Origin of the sequence: Avibacterium paragallinarum (genome assembly GCF_900450705.1) — a bacterium.
Lineage (GTDB): Bacteria > Pseudomonadota > Gammaproteobacteria > Enterobacterales > Pasteurellaceae > Avibacterium > Avibacterium paragallinarum.
This window is the reverse complement of record NZ_UGHK01000002.1, coordinates 1,369,891-1,386,580: the sequence shown is the minus strand read 5'-3', so window position 1 is coordinate 1,386,580 and position 16,690 is coordinate 1,369,891. Positions and strand designations below refer to the sequence as shown.

The 16,690-nt window shown below is 43.1% G+C and carries 23 protein-coding genes; 22 read left to right on the top strand and 1 reads right to left on the bottom strand.

The features are described from left to right. The first annotated feature begins 13 nt into the window (after positions 1–13). The 8 genes from DXZ23_RS11635 (at position 14) to DXZ23_RS11600 (ending at position 4,606) form a co-directional block, all read left to right on the top strand. Entirely contained in the window at positions 14–937 is a 924-nt protein-coding gene (locus DXZ23_RS11635; protein ID WP_017805319.1) for a major capsid protein, read from the top strand. 66 nt (positions 938–1,003) lie between these two features. After that, the gene (locus tag DXZ23_RS11630; protein ID WP_017805318.1) at positions 1,004–1,270 is read left to right on the top strand and encodes a DUF7210 family protein; all 267 of its coding nucleotides are present in this window, start codon (positions 1,004–1,006) and stop codon (positions 1,268–1,270) included. 9 nt (positions 1,271–1,279) lie between these two features. Next, positions 1,280–1,714, top strand: a complete 435-nt coding sequence (locus DXZ23_RS11625) for a gp436 family protein (protein ID WP_017805317.1) — start codon at positions 1,280–1,282, stop codon at positions 1,712–1,714. A 1-nt stretch (position 1,715) separates the two neighbouring features. After that, a complete protein-coding gene (locus DXZ23_RS11620) occupies positions 1,716–2,186 on the top strand; it encodes a Gp37 family protein (RefSeq protein ID WP_035695585.1) in 471 nt (156 codons plus the stop codon). A gap of 10 nt (positions 2,187–2,196) precedes the next feature. Next, positions 2,197–3,582, top strand: coding sequence for a phage tail sheath family protein (locus DXZ23_RS11615; protein WP_017807371.1), 1,386 nt, complete (start codon positions 2,197–2,199; stop codon positions 3,580–3,582). A gap of 13 nt (positions 3,583–3,595) precedes the next feature. Further along, positions 3,596–4,114: a phage major tail tube protein gene (locus DXZ23_RS11610; protein WP_017807372.1), complete on the top strand. Its 519-nt coding sequence runs from the start codon at positions 3,596–3,598 to the stop codon at positions 4,112–4,114. An 88-nt stretch (positions 4,115–4,202) separates the two neighbouring features. After that, a complete protein-coding gene (locus DXZ23_RS11605; RefSeq protein WP_017807477.1) occupies positions 4,203–4,457 on the top strand; it encodes a phage tail assembly protein in 255 nt (84 codons plus the stop codon). A 26-nt stretch (positions 4,458–4,483) separates the two neighbouring features. Next, the gene (locus DXZ23_RS11600) at positions 4,484–4,606 is read left to right on the top strand and encodes a GpE family phage tail protein (RefSeq protein WP_081603170.1); all 123 of its coding nucleotides are present in this window, start codon (positions 4,484–4,486) and stop codon (positions 4,604–4,606) included. A 12-nt stretch (positions 4,607–4,618) separates the two neighbouring features. Here the strand turns inward: DXZ23_RS11600 and DXZ23_RS11595 are convergent, their stop codons facing one another. Beyond that, positions 4,619–4,990 (bottom strand): hypothetical protein, encoded by a 372-nt coding sequence (locus tag DXZ23_RS11595; RefSeq protein WP_017807478.1) that lies wholly within the window; start codon positions 4,988–4,990, stop codon positions 4,619–4,621. Between the two features lie 49 nt (positions 4,991–5,039). On the opposite strand from DXZ23_RS11595, the gene DXZ23_RS11590 reads away from it, so the two are divergent. The 14 genes from DXZ23_RS11590 to DXZ23_RS11535 all read left to right on the top strand — a co-directional run bounded on the left by DXZ23_RS11590 (position 5,040) and on the right by DXZ23_RS11535 (position 16,678). Next, the gene (locus DXZ23_RS11590; RefSeq protein WP_017807479.1) at positions 5,040–7,574 is read left to right on the top strand and encodes a phage tail tape measure protein; all 2,535 of its coding nucleotides are present in this window, start codon (positions 5,040–5,042) and stop codon (positions 7,572–7,574) included. Next, a complete protein-coding gene (locus tag DXZ23_RS11585) occupies positions 7,574–8,500 on the top strand; it encodes a phage tail protein (protein ID WP_017807376.1) in 927 nt (308 codons plus the stop codon). Before DXZ23_RS11590 ends, DXZ23_RS11585 begins: the two co-directional genes overlap by 1 nt. Beyond that, positions 8,484–8,711 carry a tail protein X gene (locus DXZ23_RS11580; protein ID WP_017807377.1) on the top strand — a complete coding sequence of 76 codons (228 nt, stop codon included), beginning with the start codon at positions 8,484–8,486 and terminating at the stop codon, positions 8,709–8,711. The genes DXZ23_RS11585 and DXZ23_RS11580 overlap by 17 nt, the downstream gene beginning before the upstream one ends. Next, on the top strand, positions 8,704–9,768 hold the full coding sequence (locus DXZ23_RS11575) for a phage late control D family protein (RefSeq protein WP_021723700.1): 1,065 nt from the start codon (positions 8,704–8,706) through the stop codon (positions 9,766–9,768). The genes DXZ23_RS11580 and DXZ23_RS11575 overlap by 8 nt, the downstream gene beginning before the upstream one ends. Then, positions 9,755–10,366 carry a phage baseplate assembly protein V gene (locus tag DXZ23_RS11570; protein ID WP_035695583.1) on the top strand — a complete coding sequence of 204 codons (612 nt, stop codon included), beginning with the start codon at positions 9,755–9,757 and terminating at the stop codon, positions 10,364–10,366. The genes DXZ23_RS11575 and DXZ23_RS11570 overlap by 14 nt, the downstream gene beginning before the upstream one ends. Positions 10,367–10,422: 56 nt before the next feature. Beyond that, entirely contained in the window at positions 10,423–10,782 is a 360-nt protein-coding gene (locus DXZ23_RS11565; RefSeq protein WP_021723698.1) for a GPW/gp25 family protein, read from the top strand. Continuing rightward, on the top strand, positions 10,779–11,891 hold the full coding sequence (locus DXZ23_RS11560; RefSeq protein WP_035695582.1) for a baseplate assembly protein: 1,113 nt from the start codon (positions 10,779–10,781) through the stop codon (positions 11,889–11,891). Before DXZ23_RS11565 ends, DXZ23_RS11560 begins: the two co-directional genes overlap by 4 nt. Further along, the gene (locus tag DXZ23_RS11555) at positions 11,884–12,453 is read left to right on the top strand and encodes a phage tail protein (RefSeq protein WP_017807532.1); all 570 of its coding nucleotides are present in this window, start codon (positions 11,884–11,886) and stop codon (positions 12,451–12,453) included. Before DXZ23_RS11560 ends, DXZ23_RS11555 begins: the two co-directional genes overlap by 8 nt. Before the next feature lie 48 nt (positions 12,454–12,501). After that, positions 12,502–14,385 carry a pyocin knob domain-containing protein gene (locus tag DXZ23_RS11550; protein ID WP_021723695.1) on the top strand — a complete coding sequence of 628 codons (1,884 nt, stop codon included), beginning with the start codon at positions 12,502–12,504 and terminating at the stop codon, positions 14,383–14,385. A gap of 8 nt (positions 14,386–14,393) precedes the next feature. Continuing rightward, a complete protein-coding gene (locus tag DXZ23_RS15510; protein ID WP_051185281.1) occupies positions 14,394–15,035 on the top strand; it encodes a DUF4376 domain-containing protein in 642 nt (213 codons plus the stop codon). Then, positions 15,013–15,309: a hypothetical protein gene (locus DXZ23_RS15505; RefSeq protein ID WP_035695581.1), complete on the top strand. Its 297-nt coding sequence runs from the start codon at positions 15,013–15,015 to the stop codon at positions 15,307–15,309. The genes DXZ23_RS15510 and DXZ23_RS15505 overlap by 23 nt, the downstream gene beginning before the upstream one ends. Before the next feature lie 34 nt (positions 15,310–15,343). Then, positions 15,344–15,484 carry a hypothetical protein gene (locus DXZ23_RS15500; RefSeq protein WP_172457178.1) on the top strand — a complete coding sequence of 47 codons (141 nt, stop codon included), beginning with the start codon at positions 15,344–15,346 and terminating at the stop codon, positions 15,482–15,484. Between the two features lie 140 nt (positions 15,485–15,624). Further along, entirely contained in the window at positions 15,625–15,756 is a 132-nt protein-coding gene (locus tag DXZ23_RS11540) for a Com family DNA-binding transcriptional regulator (protein WP_080744072.1), read from the top strand. A 67-nt stretch (positions 15,757–15,823) separates the two neighbouring features. After that, on the top strand, positions 15,824–16,678 hold the full coding sequence (locus DXZ23_RS11535) for a hypothetical protein (protein WP_114995514.1): 855 nt from the start codon (positions 15,824–15,826) through the stop codon (positions 16,676–16,678). Positions 16,679–16,690 lie beyond the last annotated feature (12 nt).

Here is a 16,690-nt window from a genome sequence, read left to right as displayed (position 1 = left end):
AGGAGCAATTTTTATGGCACTGGATTTATCAAAATTACGCGTACAAGACCCTGTACTCACCAATTTGGCTTATGGCTATCACAACAATGAACTGATTGGCGATAGCCTTATGCCTATCGTTGAAATCGACAAAGAAGCGGCAAAAATCCCGACATTTGGGCGTTTAGCCTTCCGTATTCCGACGACCACGCGAAGCCTACGCGGGGCATCTAACCGCTTAGAGCCTGAAGATTTGGGCGCGATTGATGTGGCACTGGAAGAACACGACGCAGAATATGCCATTGATTACCGCGAAAGCAATGAAGCCAGTTTTCCATTGCGTCAATACGCCCTAGGCGTTATCCAAGATGTGATTGCGTTAGACCGCGAAAAACAAATCGCCACCCTTGCGCAAAATGAGGCGAGCTATGACAGCACCAATAAAGTGGCATTATCTGGCACAAGTCAATTTAGTCACAAAGACTCCGACCCATTTGCCGTCTTTGACGCAGCAAAACGTGCGATTAAACGCACCATTGGGCATAAAGCCAATGTGTGCGTGATTGCAGGCGATGTGTGGGAGGTGCTGAAATCCCACCCGAAAGTGATTGAAAAAATTAAGTATGTGCAAAAAGGCGTGATTACGCCAGAAATTTTTGCGGGCTTAATTGATATTGACACCGTCAAAATTGGCGAGGCAGTTTATGAAGAAAGCGGTCAGTTAAAAGATATTTGGACTAAAACCGTGGTGTTGGCTTATGTGCCGAAAACCGCCGATAAGAAAGGCACGGTGTATCAGCCAAGTTTTGGCTATACCGTTCGCCGTCGTAAAGGATTATTTGTGGATACCTACCAAGAAAGCGGTGGCAAGTTAGAAGTGGTGCGTTGTACCGATATTTATAAACCGCATTTGGTGGGCAAGCCTGCGGGTTATTTAGTGAAAGACTGTATCGCGTAACCCCTTTAAACCGCATTTAAACGTCCTTTAAGTGCGGTTGAAAAATCCTAAATTTTGGAGAATGCAATGAACGAAAAATTACTTTACGCCGTGATTGGCGCAGTGGCTGTTTTGCATAACGGTAAACGTTATGAAGTGGGCGAAACCCTTGAACTCACGCAAGAAGAAGCACAAAACATCGCCTTGTATGTGGAACTTACCGAAAGCGGCAAAGTCAAGCTCGCCCAACAGCAACGCAATGCTGAGGAAGCACAACGTAAAGCTGAAGAAGCCAAAAACAACAAAGAAGCGACCACTAATACGGCGAATGCCAACACGGAAAATCAGGCATAAGGCGGCACAATGTACATTAATGCAGAGGATTTAAACGAGCTATTAAGTGAACGTGCCTTAATGGATCTTTCGAATGACAACAGCCGTGCCACAAGCATTAACTTTGCGGTGTTAGATAAGGCGTGTTTGTATGCCACGGAGATTGTCGATGGGTATTTGCGTTCGCGTTATGTTCTGCCGCTGCATCAAGTGCCAACCCTTGTGCGTAATCTCTGTTTGCAACTGGCACGCTATTGGCTGTATTCACGCCGTCCTGATGGCAAAGGTTTTCCTGACCAAGTCAAAGACAGTTATGCCCAAGCGCTGAAAGATTTGGAGCGTATCCAATCAGGCAAATTGCATTTAGGGCTGACCGAGCTTGTCGATACGATGGACGACAATGTGCCTGCTGTACCGCGTTTTGTGGCACGAGCACCTGAAAAAGTGGATTTATCGGGGTATTAAAATGTCTGCCACCTTGCCGATTTTAACGAGCGTCCAAGAACGCTTACTTGAGCGAATAGATCGCTTTAGCATTGAGCTTTTCCCCGATGATTTGGCGAATTACTACGTTAAAGACGAATACGGGGTCATCTTAGTGCAATACGCAGGCTCGAAGTTTGAAACCCAAGGTAGCACCGACCTTGTACATCAACGCCGTGATGTGCATCTTGCTTTAACCATTATTGCCCGTAGTCAGCACGATGATAGCGGGGCATTAGAGGTGCTGGATAAGGTTCGCTTGGCGATTGTGGGCTTTCGCCCCACTAATTGCGAACCTTGTGTATTAATTAGCGAAGAGTTCGCGGGTGAAGACGAAGGGCTTTGGCAATATCAACTGATTGTGCAAACCAGCACGTGGCAGGTGGAACAACGCGACCTGCAAAATTCACACAAATTTACCACCGCACTTTTACGCCGTGCGGATCAACATTAAGGAGAAAAATATGGCTTTTCACCACGGAACTGAAACCAAACGTGAAACAGGCGGATCTGTTCCCGTTCAAACCGTTGATGGGGCGATTATTGGCATTGTCGGCACAGCCCCAATGGGAGCGGTAAACCAGCTTACGCTGTGCCAAACGAAGAAAGATTTTGCCCAATTTGGCACGCTTACAGGTAAAGGCTTCACCCTCCCTGATGCCTTTGAGATTTTAAGCCGTTATGCCAGTGGGCAGGTTTATGTGGTCAATGTGTTAGACCCCACTCGTCATAAAACCCAAGTCAATGATGAGGTATTAACCCAAGACCCAAACACCTTAATTGCCGTAACGGAAAAAGCGGCATTGCTCACCTTAACGGTGAAAGCAAACAATGTGGCTCTCACTGAGGGGACAGACTACACGGTCAATATGCAAACAGGGGAAATCTGCTTTAAAGCCAGCAAAACCAGCCTCACTGTGACCTATACCTATGCTGACCCAAGTAAGGTTACGGAAGAAGATATTAAAGGCGGCGTGGAAAGTAGTACGGGGCAACGCAAAGGCTTTGAGTTATTGCGTGATGGCTTTAATAAATTTGGGGCAGATGCCAAGGTGTTGATTTGCCCTGAGTTTGATAAAACGGCGACTTGTGCTGCCGCCCTTCAAGTGCTGGCGGAGCAACTAAAAGCGGTTGCCTATGTGCAATTGCCAAAAGGAACAACCCTTTCTAAAGCCATTGAAGCACGAGGTCCACTGGGTAACCTTAATGCCAAAGCCAGCTCAGAACGAGTACGCCATTTTTACCCTTATGTCACAGGAATGAGTGGTGGGCTTGAAAGTCTTGCCACGCACGCGGCGGGGCTGCGAATGAAAACCGATGTGGAACAGGGTTATTGGTTTAGTACCTCTAACCGCGAACTGTTGGGCGTGATTGGTATGGAAGTGCCATTAACGGCGCGTATTGATGACTTACAAAGTGAAACCAATCGCTTAAATGCCGTGGGGATTACCACGATTTTTAATAGCTTTGGCACAGGGTTTAGATTATGGGGCAACCGCTCAAGCTGTTTCCCAACGGTTACCCATATCATCAACTTTGAGACCGCCTTGCGTACAGGGGATTTAATTGATGAAAGCATTCGCCGTGCCGAGTTGCAATATATCGACCGTCCGATTGATGATGCGTTAATTGACAGCCTATTGGAAACCATTCGCACCTACTTAGGAACGCAAAAAAGCCTCGTAGGTTTTGAAGTGGGGCTCGATTACGACTACGACTTGGCAGATGCTTTTAGTCAAGGGCAGATCCCCTTGACCTATGATTACACACCAAAACTGCCAGCTGAACGCATTAGCAATCGCTCAGTGATGACGCGTAAATATTTGGTGAATTTGGTTGGTCAAAAATAATTAAGGAGCAAGAATGAGTACAGCAATTAATCAAATCGTCAATGCCAATGTGTATTTCAACGGTAACTCTTTGCTAGGTAAAGCCAAAGAAATTAAGGTTGCCGATATTGAGTTTGAACAAATTGAGCATAAAGGGCTTGGTTTAGTGGCAACCATTAAACTGCCAGCGGGTTTAAATGCCCTAGAGGGTGAAATAACTTGGGATAGTTTCTACCCTGAAGTTCGTGTACAAAATACTAACCCATTTAAACACCAGCAATTAATGATCCGCTCTAATTTGCAAGTATTTAACGCAATGGGCTTGGCAGAAGAAGCCCCATTAGTTACGGTAATGAATGTGCAGTTTAGTAAAACCGCAGGCGGAAGTTTTAAACCTAAAGAGGCGGTTGAGCTGCAAGATAGTTTCCAAATCTACAGCATTAAGCAGACCTTAGAGGGGAAAGAATTGCTCTACGTGGATACCTTTGCCAACATCTACCGTGTAAACGGACAAGATGTGTTGCAAAAATACCGCACCAATATCGGGCAATAAATTCTTAAAACTACTTTAAAAGAAATTTAAAGACGATTTCAGTAAACTCCTTAATGACGTTAAATAATAACCATTAAGGAGTTTTTTTATGTCTGACGTTATTGTTGCTCTTGATTTTCCTATTCAAAATGGTGAAGGCAATCTAATCACCGAGTTAAAAATTCGTCGTCTGAAAGCCAAAGATCTTCGCAAAATGAGAGGCAGTACGGATATTGAGCAAAGTATCAGCTTGCTTTCAATCGTCACAGGTTTAGTGCCTGAAGATTTGGAAGAGCTAGATATTGCCGATTTCAAACGTGCGGCTGAAGTGATTGAAAAAATGCAGAAGGGAAAGTTGAACTAACCGCCCTTGATGCAGCGTTAGCTGATTTGGCGTTTTGGTTTGGATTTTCGCATTCAGAACTGGAAGAAATGACGCTTGATGAAATTGAACGGTGGCTCATTCAAGCCCAACGGCAGATAAAAGCCAAGTACACGAAAGCCGCTATTTAAGCGGCTTTGTTGTTATTTATTGAAGGCTTTATGAAAACCGTTTTTAAAAGATTGGATGGGGTTTTGTGTATTTCTTTTTTCGATACGTCCAAGAATAAAACCCAAGGCAATAAGAAATAAAAATGCAATGGTTGTTTTTGGGAAGTAATACAACGCAAAACCAGTGGCAATAATGGTTAAACCGATAGCAGCTACTGATCCTAATTTTTTGGCTTGAGAGTCAGAAAAATCAAGCACATTAACGAGCCAAGTGAAGATCCCTAATCCACCTATGACACAAGTTGTCATCGGGTAATAGTAATAAGCAGTTCCCACGCCAATCACTAGCAAAAGGAAACCAATTAGGACACCAATTATGCCAAATATTTCATCAATGAACTTCATTAACATTGCACCTTCTCCCTAACTGTTGAACAATTTAAAGGAACTATAAATGATCTCAAGTAAACTCGCAATAGGTTTAGTCATCGGTGCCAGCGTAAAAGGTGCAATTTCAGGTATTAAAGAAGTCACAGCAGCCTTTAAATCATTAAAAGATAATACGTTATCACTTGAGCAAAAAACTAACTCAATGTTTAACCTTGCCAAAGGCTCATTTAAAGCGGCATTTACCTCAGTAACAGGGCTTGGTTCAAGTATTATGGCGTTATCTCAACCAGCTATTGCTTTTGAAAGTGCAATGGCAGATGTAAAAAAAGTCGTTGATTTCAAAACACCTGAGGGCTTCGCTAATCTATCCCAAGATATTCTCAATCTTACCCGCATACTACCAATGACCGCCGAAGAGCTTGCTGCTATTACCGCTTCAGGTGGTCAGCTTGGTATAGCTGAAGAAGATCTCAAAGATTTCACCACAACTATTGCAAAAATGTCGGTGGCATTTGATATGTCTGCCGAAGATAGCGGTGATGCAATGGCGAAACTTGCCAACGTGTACAAAATCCCGATTAAAGAGATTGAAAAGTTAGGTGATGCGATCAACGAACTCTCCAACTCAAGCCCCGCAAAAGCCAGCGACATAGTGAGTACGCTTGGACGAATTGGTGGCGTGGCAAAACAATTCGGCTTAACCGAAAATGCGGCAGCTGCTTTATCTAGTAGCTTTATTTCATTAGGTAAAGCACCTGAAGTAGCAGGAACGGCAATTAATGGAATGCTCACAAAATTGATGACAGCTGATAAAGGCGGCAAGAAATTCCAAAACGCTTTGAAATCAATGGGGCTTAATGCCAAAGATCTAAAAAATTCAATTGGACAAGATGCAGAAGGTGCTTTAACCGACTTCTTAAAAAAAATTCAAAAACTGCCGAAAGAAAAACAAATGGGAGTATTAGTTGATTTATTCGGCTTAGACTATGCCGATGATGTGGCAGTGCTTGCAGGTAATGTGGAAGTGTTAGAAAACAGCTTGAAAACATTACAAGATACGGACTCAAATGGTAAAGCAAAGTATCTTGGTTCAATGGAAAAAGAATTTGCTGCTCGAGCTGCCACAACAGAAAACAGTCTGAAGTTACTCAAAAATAGCTTTATGGAAGTGGGCGTTACGCTTGGCTCATCACTTTTGCCGATTATCAATAATTTTGTGCAAGGGCTTATGCCTATGGTGCATTGGGTATCAGATTTAATTAGCAATAACCAAGAACTCGTTGCCTCTTTACTTAAAGTGGGAATTGGTGCAATAGCAGGTTTTTCTGGGCTGTCTTTTGTCATTGGGATTTTTAGTACCATCACAGGAACATTCTTAAAACTAAAAAGCGGTGCGGGATTTGTGTCAAAAGCATTTTCATTCATTAAACCGTTTGTTTCAGGTTTTGGCAGCACACTATTGAACATTGTTAAAATTATTGCACTTTCTTTGTTGCCGATATTCGACAAATTAGTCACCATTTTAGGGGTTGTTAAAACTGCTATTTTTTCAATGGGCAGAGCTCTGCTTACCAACCCCCTCGGCTTAACTATTACTGCCATCACTGTCGCTGCTTATCTCATCTATGACAACTGGGAACCTATTTCAGCGTGGTTTTCTAATCTTTGGACGAAAGTCACGGGTTATTTCCAAAACTTCTGCAACTGGGTGCAAGGTATTTGGACGAGAGCAACTGAATGGGTATCGAGTGCGTGGGCAGGGGTGTCAGATTACTTTGGACAGCTTTGGAATAACATCACCAACTTTTTCAACTCAGGCATCGGCAACATTACCGCCACCATTCTTAACTGGTCGCCGCTGGGGTTGTTTCATCAAGTTTTTTCCACTGTGCTGTCTTGGTTTGGCATTGATATTCCGAGCAAGTTTTCTGAATTTGGGAAAAATATGATTGATGGTTTAGTGGGTGGTATTCGCAATGCGTGGGAAGGTGCGAAAGAAATCGTTTCTGGGTTAGGTAATGGCATCAAAGGTTGGTTTGCTGAAAAACTCGGTATTCACAGCCCAAGTCGCGTATTTAAGGGCTATGGCGTGAATGTGGTTGAAGGCTTGGCAATTGGTATGGATAAGGCTCAGCCTCTTGCTACACAAGCCAGTCAAAACCTCTCAAGTGCGGTAAAATTCGAGCCTGTTTTAAATGATGCTGAAACGCTCTTTAAACCACTATTCAACGAGAAAAAAGGCATTTTGGAAACACTTTGGGACGATGTGAAACTTGGCGTGAGTGCTGTTGGCAATCTCTTAGGGCAAAATCAACCTGCGAATTTCTCCACGCCTGATTTTGACTCGAATGCACAACACACCGCTCCATCTTCGCCTTTTGCGGATTATCAACCCTTAAATCGACATGCAGTAGTAGGGCAAGAGGGAGCATCAGCAGGTCATTCGTTTGTGGTGAATTTTAACCCAACGATTAATGTTAATGCTAATCAAAATCAAGGGGTGTTAGACCAAGTACAACAAGGCTTGAACCTCTCTTTAACGGAATTTGAACGCCTATTAGATCATGTGATAGATCAAAAAATGCGGAGGGCTTACTGATGTATTGTTTACTTGGTGACATTGTTTTTGAACCTATTGATTTAACAGAATTTTCCGAAACTCAGCAAGCCAGTTTTGCTGAACATGCTGTAATGCGTGGTAAACCCAGACTACAAGCCACAGGTGATGGACTAACTACATTACAGTTTGCAGCAAGATTACACCACCAACTCGGTAACGTGGAAAGTCGCTGGCGTGCGTTAAGTGCAGCAAAATCTACACAAAAACCATTGGCTTTAGTATGGGGGCGTAATGGGCTTAAAGGTAATTATGTGATCACTAATCTAAGCTCAACTACGCTCTTTACTGATGATAAAGGTAATGTGTTGTGCCGAGAGATTAACGTTAGTCTTACCGAATATATAGGTAAATTAGAGGCGACATTACAAGGAGCAGCATTACAGTTAGGTAATAATCGCATTTTAGGCTCAATTTTGCCTAAAAATCTTACGAATGCACTAAGTGAAATAAAAAGTCTAGTCAATAAAGGAGTACAGCTTTATCAAGCAGGTAAGCGTGCTGTTGATGATGTGAAAAATATCGTGGCGGTGATGCGACAGTTAAAAACAGATCCTCTATCAGCTCTCAATCACTTACCTCAAGCCTTATCTGGTCTAGATCAATCTTTAGGGGCATTTAGTGATCTTGTTGGTATGCGTTCAGTTTTGGATAGTGTGTCACCTTATTTGAATGCTGTAGGAGAATTTGTGCAGTCAGGGCAAGCTATTTACGATACGCTATCATTTGCTAAAACGAGCTTTGAACAATTGGATATCGCTGATTGGGATAAAGGATTTGCGATTGCTGATAATGCTTTAAATGAAGTGATTGAACATATTGATAACCTCGCCACAACTACTGCCGAAATGACAGCTTGGGTGGTATTACGCAATGATGAGGAAGAAAATAATGAGAACCGTGATTAAGCATACTGTGAAACTGGGTGAGCGTTGGGACAACCTTGCCTACTATTACTATGGTGATCCTTTAGCCTATAGTCGTATTATTGATGCCAATCAGCAACTCAGTTTTTACGAAGTGTTGCCAATGGGGGTGACGGTTTATATCCCTGTCTTACAAGTACAACCCACCAATAATGAACAGATGCCACCTTGGCTAAGGGGAAACAATGACTAATGTCGCTCAATATGATTTTTCGCTGTTTTATGAAAAAACTAATATTTCCGCCGAAATTGAACCGCACTTAATTGAACTGAGCTATACCGATTATCTAGAAGGGCAAAGTGATGAATTAAGCGTAACCTTTGAAGATATCCAAGGAAAATGGATACGCCAGTGGTTTCCAACTCAAGGAGATAAATTAATTGCAGCGATTGGTTATAAAGGCTCGCCGTTAGTAGAAATTGGCGGCTTTGAAATTGATGAGGTGGAATATGCAGCCCGCCCTTCAACTATTACGCTACGGGCTTTAAGTAGCGGTATCAGCAAAAATTACCGCACTTTAAAACCCAAAGCCTATGAAAACACTACCCTTGCACAGATTGTGGCACAAGTAGCAGGACATTTAAAACTTAAGGTGGTAGGAACTATTAAGCCTATTCCGATTAAACGGGTTACTCAGTACCAAGAACGTGATGTGGAGTTTTTATCACGTCTTGCCCGTGAATATCATCACAGTTTTAAGATTGTAGGTGAACAATTAGTCTTTACCCATAAAGACGAATTAGGACAAAGTAATCCTGTCGCAGTCCTTGATGAGCAAGATGTCATCAGCCTACGATTGCGTGATCGCATTAAAGATACCGCAAAAGCGGTGGAAATTAAGGGCTTTGATGCCAATGGCAAACAGGTCATCAAGCAACGCAAGAACGCCTCAAAACGCCGTCAGAGCATTCAGCAATCAGCGGAAGCAAGCGGTGATACGCTACGCATTGTTACCCGTGGCGAGACCCAAGAGCAAATTGATGCCCGAACTGATGCCGCGTTAGCGGAACAAAATGATGACCAGCAAGCGGGTAATATCACGCTTTGGGGCAATCCTAAACTGGTGGCTGGCAATACGATTTTGTTGCGTAATTTGGGCGTGTTTAGTGGCAAGTATCTGATTAAAAGCACAAGGCATAGTTTAAATCGTTTTAGCGGCTATCAAACCGAAATTGAAGTAAGAATGCTTGAATTTATCCCTGATGATTTGATTACCTTAGGTATGGAGGCAACCTATGCAAACCCATAATTTTACCGCGACCTATCAAGAGGGCATTGTTTCTGCGGTTGATGTTAATACCCATAAAGTGCGGTGCAAAATCCCTGCCCTTGATGACTTAGAAACCGCATGGTTACATTACCCTGTGCCTAATGCAGGCGGAAATCAATTTTATTGCTTGCCTGATGTCGGCGAATTGTTGGCGTTGATTTTAGACGCTCGCGGTGAAGGTGGCTGTGTGCTAGGGGCAATCTATAACCAACAAGACCCTGTGCCTGTGGCGAATGGCGAGATGTTTATGCTCAAATTTAAAAACGGCACAACCATTTCACACAATAGGGCAACAGGTGATGTAGTGATTGATGCGGTAGGAACGGTATTAGTTAAATCCCCAAGCCTTATCACGCTTGATAGCCCTGAAACCAAAACTGCGGGTAATTTACTTGTAGAAGGGAAATTAACCTATATGCAAGGAATGACAGGATATGGCGGAGAAGGTGGTGCTGCGGCGGTGATTAATGGCACGTTAGCGACAAAAGGTGGGGATATTAAAGCCGATAATATCAGCCTGAAAAACCACGTGCATACGGAGCAAGGAGATGGCAACGATACAAGTGCCGCCAAATAAAAATCTTTAAACGACTTTAAAACCAATTTTCCTCTCAGCCCTGTATCCTCAGGGCTATGAATACACAATTAACTACTCATTGGCAACTTGCCCCTGAATTAGACAATCCACAGCCTTTACAAGGAATTGAAGATATTCATCAGTGCATTTCCAATATTCTCAATACAATTAAAGGTTCGGATATTTTGCGACCGCACTTTGGCAGCGATCATTTCAATTATTTAGATCAGCCTGAAGACATTGCTGTCCCTCATATCGTGCGTGAAATAAGCTACGCCTTAGTACAATGGGAACCTCGTATCAGGGTTGAACGAGTTAATATCACTGGTGAAGCTCCTCATTTTGAATGTCTAATTGAGTGGCATTTAAAAGACGAAATATATCGAGAAATTTATCAAACGGCGGTGAAGTTATGAGTTGGCAAAAAGACGATGTGAAAATTGTCCATGAGGACGTGAAACAAATTTTAAGTGATGCCATTGTAGATTATGAACAACGTACAGGCAAAACCTTACAACCTGCTCATATTGAGCGTTCAATTATTCAAACCTATGCTTACCGAGAATTATTGGTACGCAAAGGGATTAATGAGGCATTCTTACAAACCTTTCCACAATTTGCAGTAGGACTAGCGTTGGATTTATGTGGTGAACCTTTTGGCTGTTACCGTCTGCGTGATAAGGCAGCTCGTTGTGTGTTGCGTTTTAGTGTAGAGGGTGAACACAGCAGTATTTTAGTACCGAAAGGCACAGAAGTGGTAGTTACTCCAGAACTCAGTTTTATCACCCTTGCCGATGATGTCATCACCCCGTTAATTAGTTATGTAGAAATTGAAGCAGAAGCCAATAAAACAGGCTCTATTGGCAATGGTTGGGAAATTGGGCGGGTAAAACAATTAAAACAGCCATTAAATACCGATAAAACCATTATGGTTAGCAATATTGATACGACAAGCGGTGGCATTGCCGAAGAAGATGATGAGGCTTACCGTGAGCGTATTTTGCAAGCACCTGAAGCCTTTAGCACTTGCGGTTCTATTGCGGCTTATCAATACCATACTCGCACAGTATCACAAGCAATTGTCGATGTACAGGTGATTAATGGTGGAGGAGGTAAGGTAAATATCTACCCACTTACCGTAACAGGTGTGCCTGATGAACGACTTAAACAGGCGATTATAGACGCTTTAAGTCCAGAGCATCGCCGTCCGCTTTGTGATGTAGTTATTGTCAAAGATCCGATTGTGCAAAGCTACCAAATCGTGGCAGAACTTACCTTACTTGAGGGGTATCGTGAAGATATTGTGAAAACCAAAGCTCTTGATGCCTTGCAGGATTATTTAGCGAAACGTACTAAAAAACTCGGTATGGATGTTGTCCCCTCTGCATTAATGCAGGTGTTACGCGTTGAGGGCGTGTATGACGTAGCTATTCAACAGCCGACCAAAATGATCCTCAATGCGACCGAATGGGCGAACTGCACCAAAATAACCCTAAATATCAATGGGGTACGACAAAATGGCTAAACTACAATATCCGAGCATCATAAAAACCTCTGAAAAATATACCGCACTTGCAGAGCTAGGTAAGAAATTAGATTTGCAAGCAAAACGTCAAATTATGACCAGCCTTGTAGAATTGCTTGATGATAAATGGATAGAGCTTTTAGCGGAAAAATGGAGTGTCACAGGTTATGACGGCTTATTTGTGGCAGAAAGCGAAAGCTCTAAACGTCAGCTTGTCCGCAATGCGGTAAAACTGCATCGTTATAAAGGCACTCCTTGGGCAATTCGTGACGTGTTGCGTCAATTAGGTTTTGGCGAAATTGAAATAGATGAGGGATTAAAAGCCCGAAATTATGACTCTCACCAAGAAGTGACTCGCATACCGCAAGACGAACGTTGGGCGGCTTATGCTATCCGCTTAAATCAACCCATCACGAACGAACAATCAGCAGAAATTCGCAAAGTATTGCTGAATTTTGCCCCCGCACGTTGCATTTTGGCTGTGCTGGATTATAAAGCAACGCCCATTCGCTATAACAACAAAGCGACTTATAACGGGGCATACAATCATGGCTCAGCATAATTTTAATGTCTATTTAAACTGCATTTAAAGATAATTTAAGGATAGGAAATGGCAAATCTAACAGAGCAAGAAAAATGGGAAAAAGGCATTTATCAAATTGAGGAAAATGACCCTGTACATGGTGGTGAAGATGGTATCACCAACAAACCTATTAAACAGCTGGCTAACCGTACCTCTTGGCTTAAAAATCAGCTAGAAACGACAAAACAGCAAGGGCGACCTAAGCCATTAAGTGCTACTACAACCGAAGCCGTGGAAAGTGATGGACATACACATAGCCTTCCGCAAGGCTCAACTACGCAAAAAGGGCTGATCCAACTTACTGATAGCATTAATATGGCATCAAGCGTGTTTGGGGCAAGTGCGTTGGCGGTGAAAACGGCGTTTGATAAAGCCGAAAGTGCTTACAATTTGGCTGAAAGCAAACAATCACCAGCCACAACCTTAGCAGGCTATAAGATTGCGGATTTTGCCCAACGTGCCTTGACCGCAAGCGATAATCTCAATGACATCACTGTAAAAGGCATCTATCACAACTCAACTTATCGCAACACGCCAAATAACAATTATCCCGAAGAACAATCCGGGGTGTTGCTTGTACTGTCAGCAGATGAGCAAATCTATTTTGCCTCTAACGGTAAGATGTTTAAACGCCTTAAAAGCAACAACAATTGGGCGAATGGCTGGGTGAGACTGGATAATTTGACTACCCCCATCGGTGCTGACCAAAATCTTGATGAGATAACCACAGACGGCAATTATTATATTGTTGGCTCGTCTAAAGCAACGCTAGCAAAAAATTACCCCGTTGAGAGAGGTGATGGGGCTTTAGAGGTCTTTGGCAACGGATATTTTCAGCGGTTTACCACGTTTCATTCGTGCCAAGTTTTCAACCGTCGTAAAGTCGGCGGCAATTGGACAAATTGGGTAATGAGTGCTGATGATAAGAGTGAGATACGCCAAAAGACCATTGATTACACCAAGGCAGAGGGTTATGCCTACAGCGGTTTTTACCGACCAAACGGCGATAAACTTAACAACCTGCCGCTTGCCAGTTTGATGGTGCACATCACACACCCATCCTACACCACCAACGCCCACGCAAGAGGGATTGGTTTTAGTTATGGTAGTTATAACGGCAATCAGGCTTGGGATATATTTACCACGGCATTTGACGCAAATGGCACTTATCTCGGACAAAAACAGATTATGACCGAGTTAGGAGGGATATTTAGAGGTGACATTAACCTTAATAATAACATGCTGGGATTTAGTGCAGATACAAAAGATTTTATCAATAGCAAGAATATTGATGGTATTTGGCACGATGACAACAGCAACACCTTTCATTTTCAGTCTGACAGCACTTACAAAAAAACAGGCGACGCAGGTAACGCAAGTTTATCGGCTGTTAATTATTTTGCCAGTGGACGAGTAGAGATTAAAAGTAACACCTGGGGGCGCATCCGTGCCATCCTACCCGATGGTGGTTATTGGCAGTGGGAAGTCAATCCTGCCTCAGCAACCGACCCACGCTTTAATTTTGTCTACCGCTATCCAAACCAGGAAAACCCTGACCGCTACGTGAGGTTCCCGACCGTTCAGCAAGGCGGTGAGACGGTTGCCTATCAAAGTTGGGTGAATGGGAAAGTGGCGGTGTTAACGGGTGTAGTTGAACACGGAGCCACTTTGCCATTACCTCCATCATTTAGCGAAGGACAATGTAAGTTTTTTGTCTCAATGAATTTTGACGATCCAAGGACACAACCATGGGATATTCAGGAATCAGGCAGAAGCAAATCTTACTATCAACGTTGTTTTGTTACAGGGCGAACAGTTACAGCTCAAGCTTGGCACGGTGAGGGGCGAGGTATGGACGTAGGCTCCTGGACAAACGGTAGAGCCAACTATCTTGTTATTGGAATTAAATAGGAGCAAATATGTTTTATGTTTTTAATAAATTGGGGGATTTCCTTTACAGTTGCGATAATCGGATGAACGAGGAAGATTTGGCGCAACGTGGCGAAACGGCGGTAGCGAGCGAAAAGGTTTTTATCAATCCCGTGCTGGTGAATGGAAACATTATCGATAAAGGCAATGCCCCGAGCGAATATCACCGTTGGAACGGGGCGGAATGGGTATTATCAACGGAAAAACAAGCCGAACTGCTTACCGACCAACGCAACCAAATCCGCTTACAAATCAACGCCAAACGCGATGCGTGCGTAAACGGCGGTGTATATGTACCAGAAATCGGCAAATGGGTGGATACGGACGAAAAAGGGCGTGCCACGTTGGTTGAAATCAAAGCGGATTTTGACTTAAACGGCAAAACGGAAGAAAACGGCGAGCCGCGTATTTTCACCCTGATTTGTGCGGATAACACCGCAGAGCCACTGGATTTTGACAAATTCAAAGCGGTGTGGAACGCGGCGAAAACGCTCAAAGAAAAAATGTTTGAAAACGCCTATATGCACAAGATTTTGTTAGAACAAGCGGAAAATCCGCTTGAGTATGACTGGTCAATCGGCTGGTCGCAAACCTATGAGGAATACCAAAATGAGCAAGAAAAATCCCTTTAAAACGTGGGGCTATCACGTTTTGATTGCCCTCGACCAACTTTGCAACGCCTTAACGGGCGGTGGGGCAGATGAAACCTTTTCCAGCCGTTGTTACCGCCGAGCCGTGTTAGAGAGCAAGCCCAAAGCCCGCTGGCGGTTTTGGTTTCGGCTGGTGAATGGGCTGTTTTTCGACAAAGACCATTGCAAAACCGCCTATGAAAGCGAGGTGAAACGGCGGCAATATCCTACAGATTTTTCAGAGGTGATCTACATTAAGAAACGGCAATTACGCTGAAATTGTTTATGAAAGCCCATTTGGCAAGCTATTAGTGGTTGAGCAAACAGACTCGGAGCTGCCCGCAGTGCATTGGCATAATGCCGATGGCTCTTACCATAAAGACGAGGATAATCAGGTTATTTCAAATGAGTTAGATATTATTTGGGAGGGGCAAAATGAAGTAAACGTTTAGAGCAAAAGAAGAAGCGGCGATGTGGTAGGCTCTGACCTCTACCACATCAGCCTAAGCAGATAGCACCTGCATAGACCCGAGACCGCTTTGTCTGACCAGACGGGCGGATTGTAACAAAACCGCGTAAAGTGAGAAAGTTTATGCAAAAAGATTTGCAAGAAATGCGGTGCAAGTGCTGTAAAAAGCTCCTTGCACGCACAAAAGATAATCAATATTTAGAAATTAAATGTGTGCGGTGTAAAACCTTAAACACATTTAAACCTACTCGTTAAACAACTTAAACAACTCAGAGTGTCCGAACGCCTTGAGCGTCAGAACGCCATAATTTAAGGATAAATTATGGCAAATCAAACAAATCCTACTCACTATAAACAAGCACCACTGCCTTTCGTTGGGCAAAAACGGCTGTTTTTAAACGCCTTTAAACAGGTTTTAAATGAGCATATTTCTGATGATGGGGAGGGGTGGACGATTGTCGATGCTTTTGGAGGAAGTGGTTTATTAAGCCATGTGGCAAAGCGTATCAAGTCCAAAGCACGGGTGATTTATAATGATTTTGATGGCTATGCCGACAGGTTAAAACACATAAGCGATACAAATCGTTTACGAGCTGAACTGCTTCAAATTGTTGGCGATATTGTACCCAAAAACAAGCGATTAGATAACAATAAAAAGCAAGAAATCATCAATAAAATCAATGATTTTAAGGGATTTAAAGACCTCAACACCATTGCAAGTTGGTTGCTTTTCAGTGGGCAACAAGTCAGCTCATTTGAGGAGCTATTTAGCAAGACATTTTGGAATGGAATAAAGCTGGCTGATTATCCTAGTGCAGAGGATTACCTTGATGGGCTTGAGATAGTCAGCGAGCCATTTCAACAGCTTCTGCCTAAGTTTGCCGACAACCCTAAAGCCCTGTTTGTGTTAGACTCGCCTTATCTTTGCACCAAGCAAAACAGCTATAAAATGGCAAATTATTTTGATTTGATTGATTTCTTGCAGCTTATTGACCTAACGCGACCGCCTTATGTGTTCTTTAGCTCCACTAAGTCAGAGTTTGTGCGGTTTATTGCGTATATGGTGCAGACAAAAAAGGATAACTGGCAAGCCTTTGATGGAGCTGAGCGGATAGTCCTTCAAACATCGTTAAACTATCAGGTTAGCTATGAGGATAATTTGGTGTTTAAATTCTAAAAATTAAGGGGC

Bases quoted from the DNA above. Each gene is read 5' to 3' on its own strand.
- DXZ23_RS11550 (WP_021723695.1), top strand. From the start codon at position 12,502: ATGGCAAATCTAACAGAGCAAGAAAAATGGGAAAAAGGCATTTATCAA.
- DXZ23_RS15510 (WP_051185281.1), top strand. From the start codon at position 14,394: ATGTTTTATGTTTTTAATAAATTGGGGGATTTCCTTTACAGTTGCGAT.
- DXZ23_RS11575 (WP_021723700.1), top strand. From the start codon at position 8,704: ATGACTAATGTCGCTCAATATGATTTTTCGCTGTTTTATGAAAAAACT.
- DXZ23_RS11535 (WP_114995514.1), top strand. From the start codon at position 15,824: ATGGCAAATCAAACAAATCCTACTCACTATAAACAAGCACCACTGCCT.
- DXZ23_RS15505 (WP_035695581.1), top strand. From the start codon at position 15,013: ATGAGCAAGAAAAATCCCTTTAAAACGTGGGGCTATCACGTTTTGATT.
- DXZ23_RS11595 (WP_017807478.1), bottom strand. From the start codon at position 4,990: ATGAAGTTCATTGATGAAATATTTGGCATAATTGGTGTCCTAATTGGT.
- DXZ23_RS11565 (WP_021723698.1), top strand. From the start codon at position 10,423: ATGAATACACAATTAACTACTCATTGGCAACTTGCCCCTGAATTAGAC.
- DXZ23_RS11560 (WP_035695582.1), top strand. From the start codon at position 10,779: ATGAGTTGGCAAAAAGACGATGTGAAAATTGTCCATGAGGACGTGAAA.
- DXZ23_RS11580 (WP_017807377.1), top strand. From the start codon at position 8,484: ATGAGAACCGTGATTAAGCATACTGTGAAACTGGGTGAGCGTTGGGAC.
- DXZ23_RS11635 (WP_017805319.1), top strand. From the start codon at position 14: ATGGCACTGGATTTATCAAAATTACGCGTACAAGACCCTGTACTCACC.
- DXZ23_RS11605 (WP_017807477.1), top strand. From the start codon at position 4,203: ATGTCTGACGTTATTGTTGCTCTTGATTTTCCTATTCAAAATGGTGAA.
- DXZ23_RS11570 (WP_035695583.1), top strand. From the start codon at position 9,755: ATGCAAACCCATAATTTTACCGCGACCTATCAAGAGGGCATTGTTTCT.
- DXZ23_RS11615 (WP_017807371.1), top strand. From the start codon at position 2,197: ATGGCTTTTCACCACGGAACTGAAACCAAACGTGAAACAGGCGGATCT.
- DXZ23_RS11540 (WP_080744072.1), top strand. From the start codon at position 15,625: ATGCAAAAAGATTTGCAAGAAATGCGGTGCAAGTGCTGTAAAAAGCTC.
- DXZ23_RS11625 (WP_017805317.1), top strand. From the start codon at position 1,280: ATGTACATTAATGCAGAGGATTTAAACGAGCTATTAAGTGAACGTGCC.
- DXZ23_RS11620 (WP_035695585.1), top strand. From the start codon at position 1,716: ATGTCTGCCACCTTGCCGATTTTAACGAGCGTCCAAGAACGCTTACTT.
- DXZ23_RS11630 (WP_017805318.1), top strand. From the start codon at position 1,004: ATGAACGAAAAATTACTTTACGCCGTGATTGGCGCAGTGGCTGTTTTG.
- DXZ23_RS11590 (WP_017807479.1), top strand. From the start codon at position 5,040: ATGATCTCAAGTAAACTCGCAATAGGTTTAGTCATCGGTGCCAGCGTA.
- DXZ23_RS11555 (WP_017807532.1), top strand. From the start codon at position 11,884: ATGGCTAAACTACAATATCCGAGCATCATAAAAACCTCTGAAAAATAT.
- DXZ23_RS11585 (WP_017807376.1), top strand. From the start codon at position 7,574: ATGTATTGTTTACTTGGTGACATTGTTTTTGAACCTATTGATTTAACA.
- DXZ23_RS11610 (WP_017807372.1), top strand. From the start codon at position 3,596: ATGAGTACAGCAATTAATCAAATCGTCAATGCCAATGTGTATTTCAAC.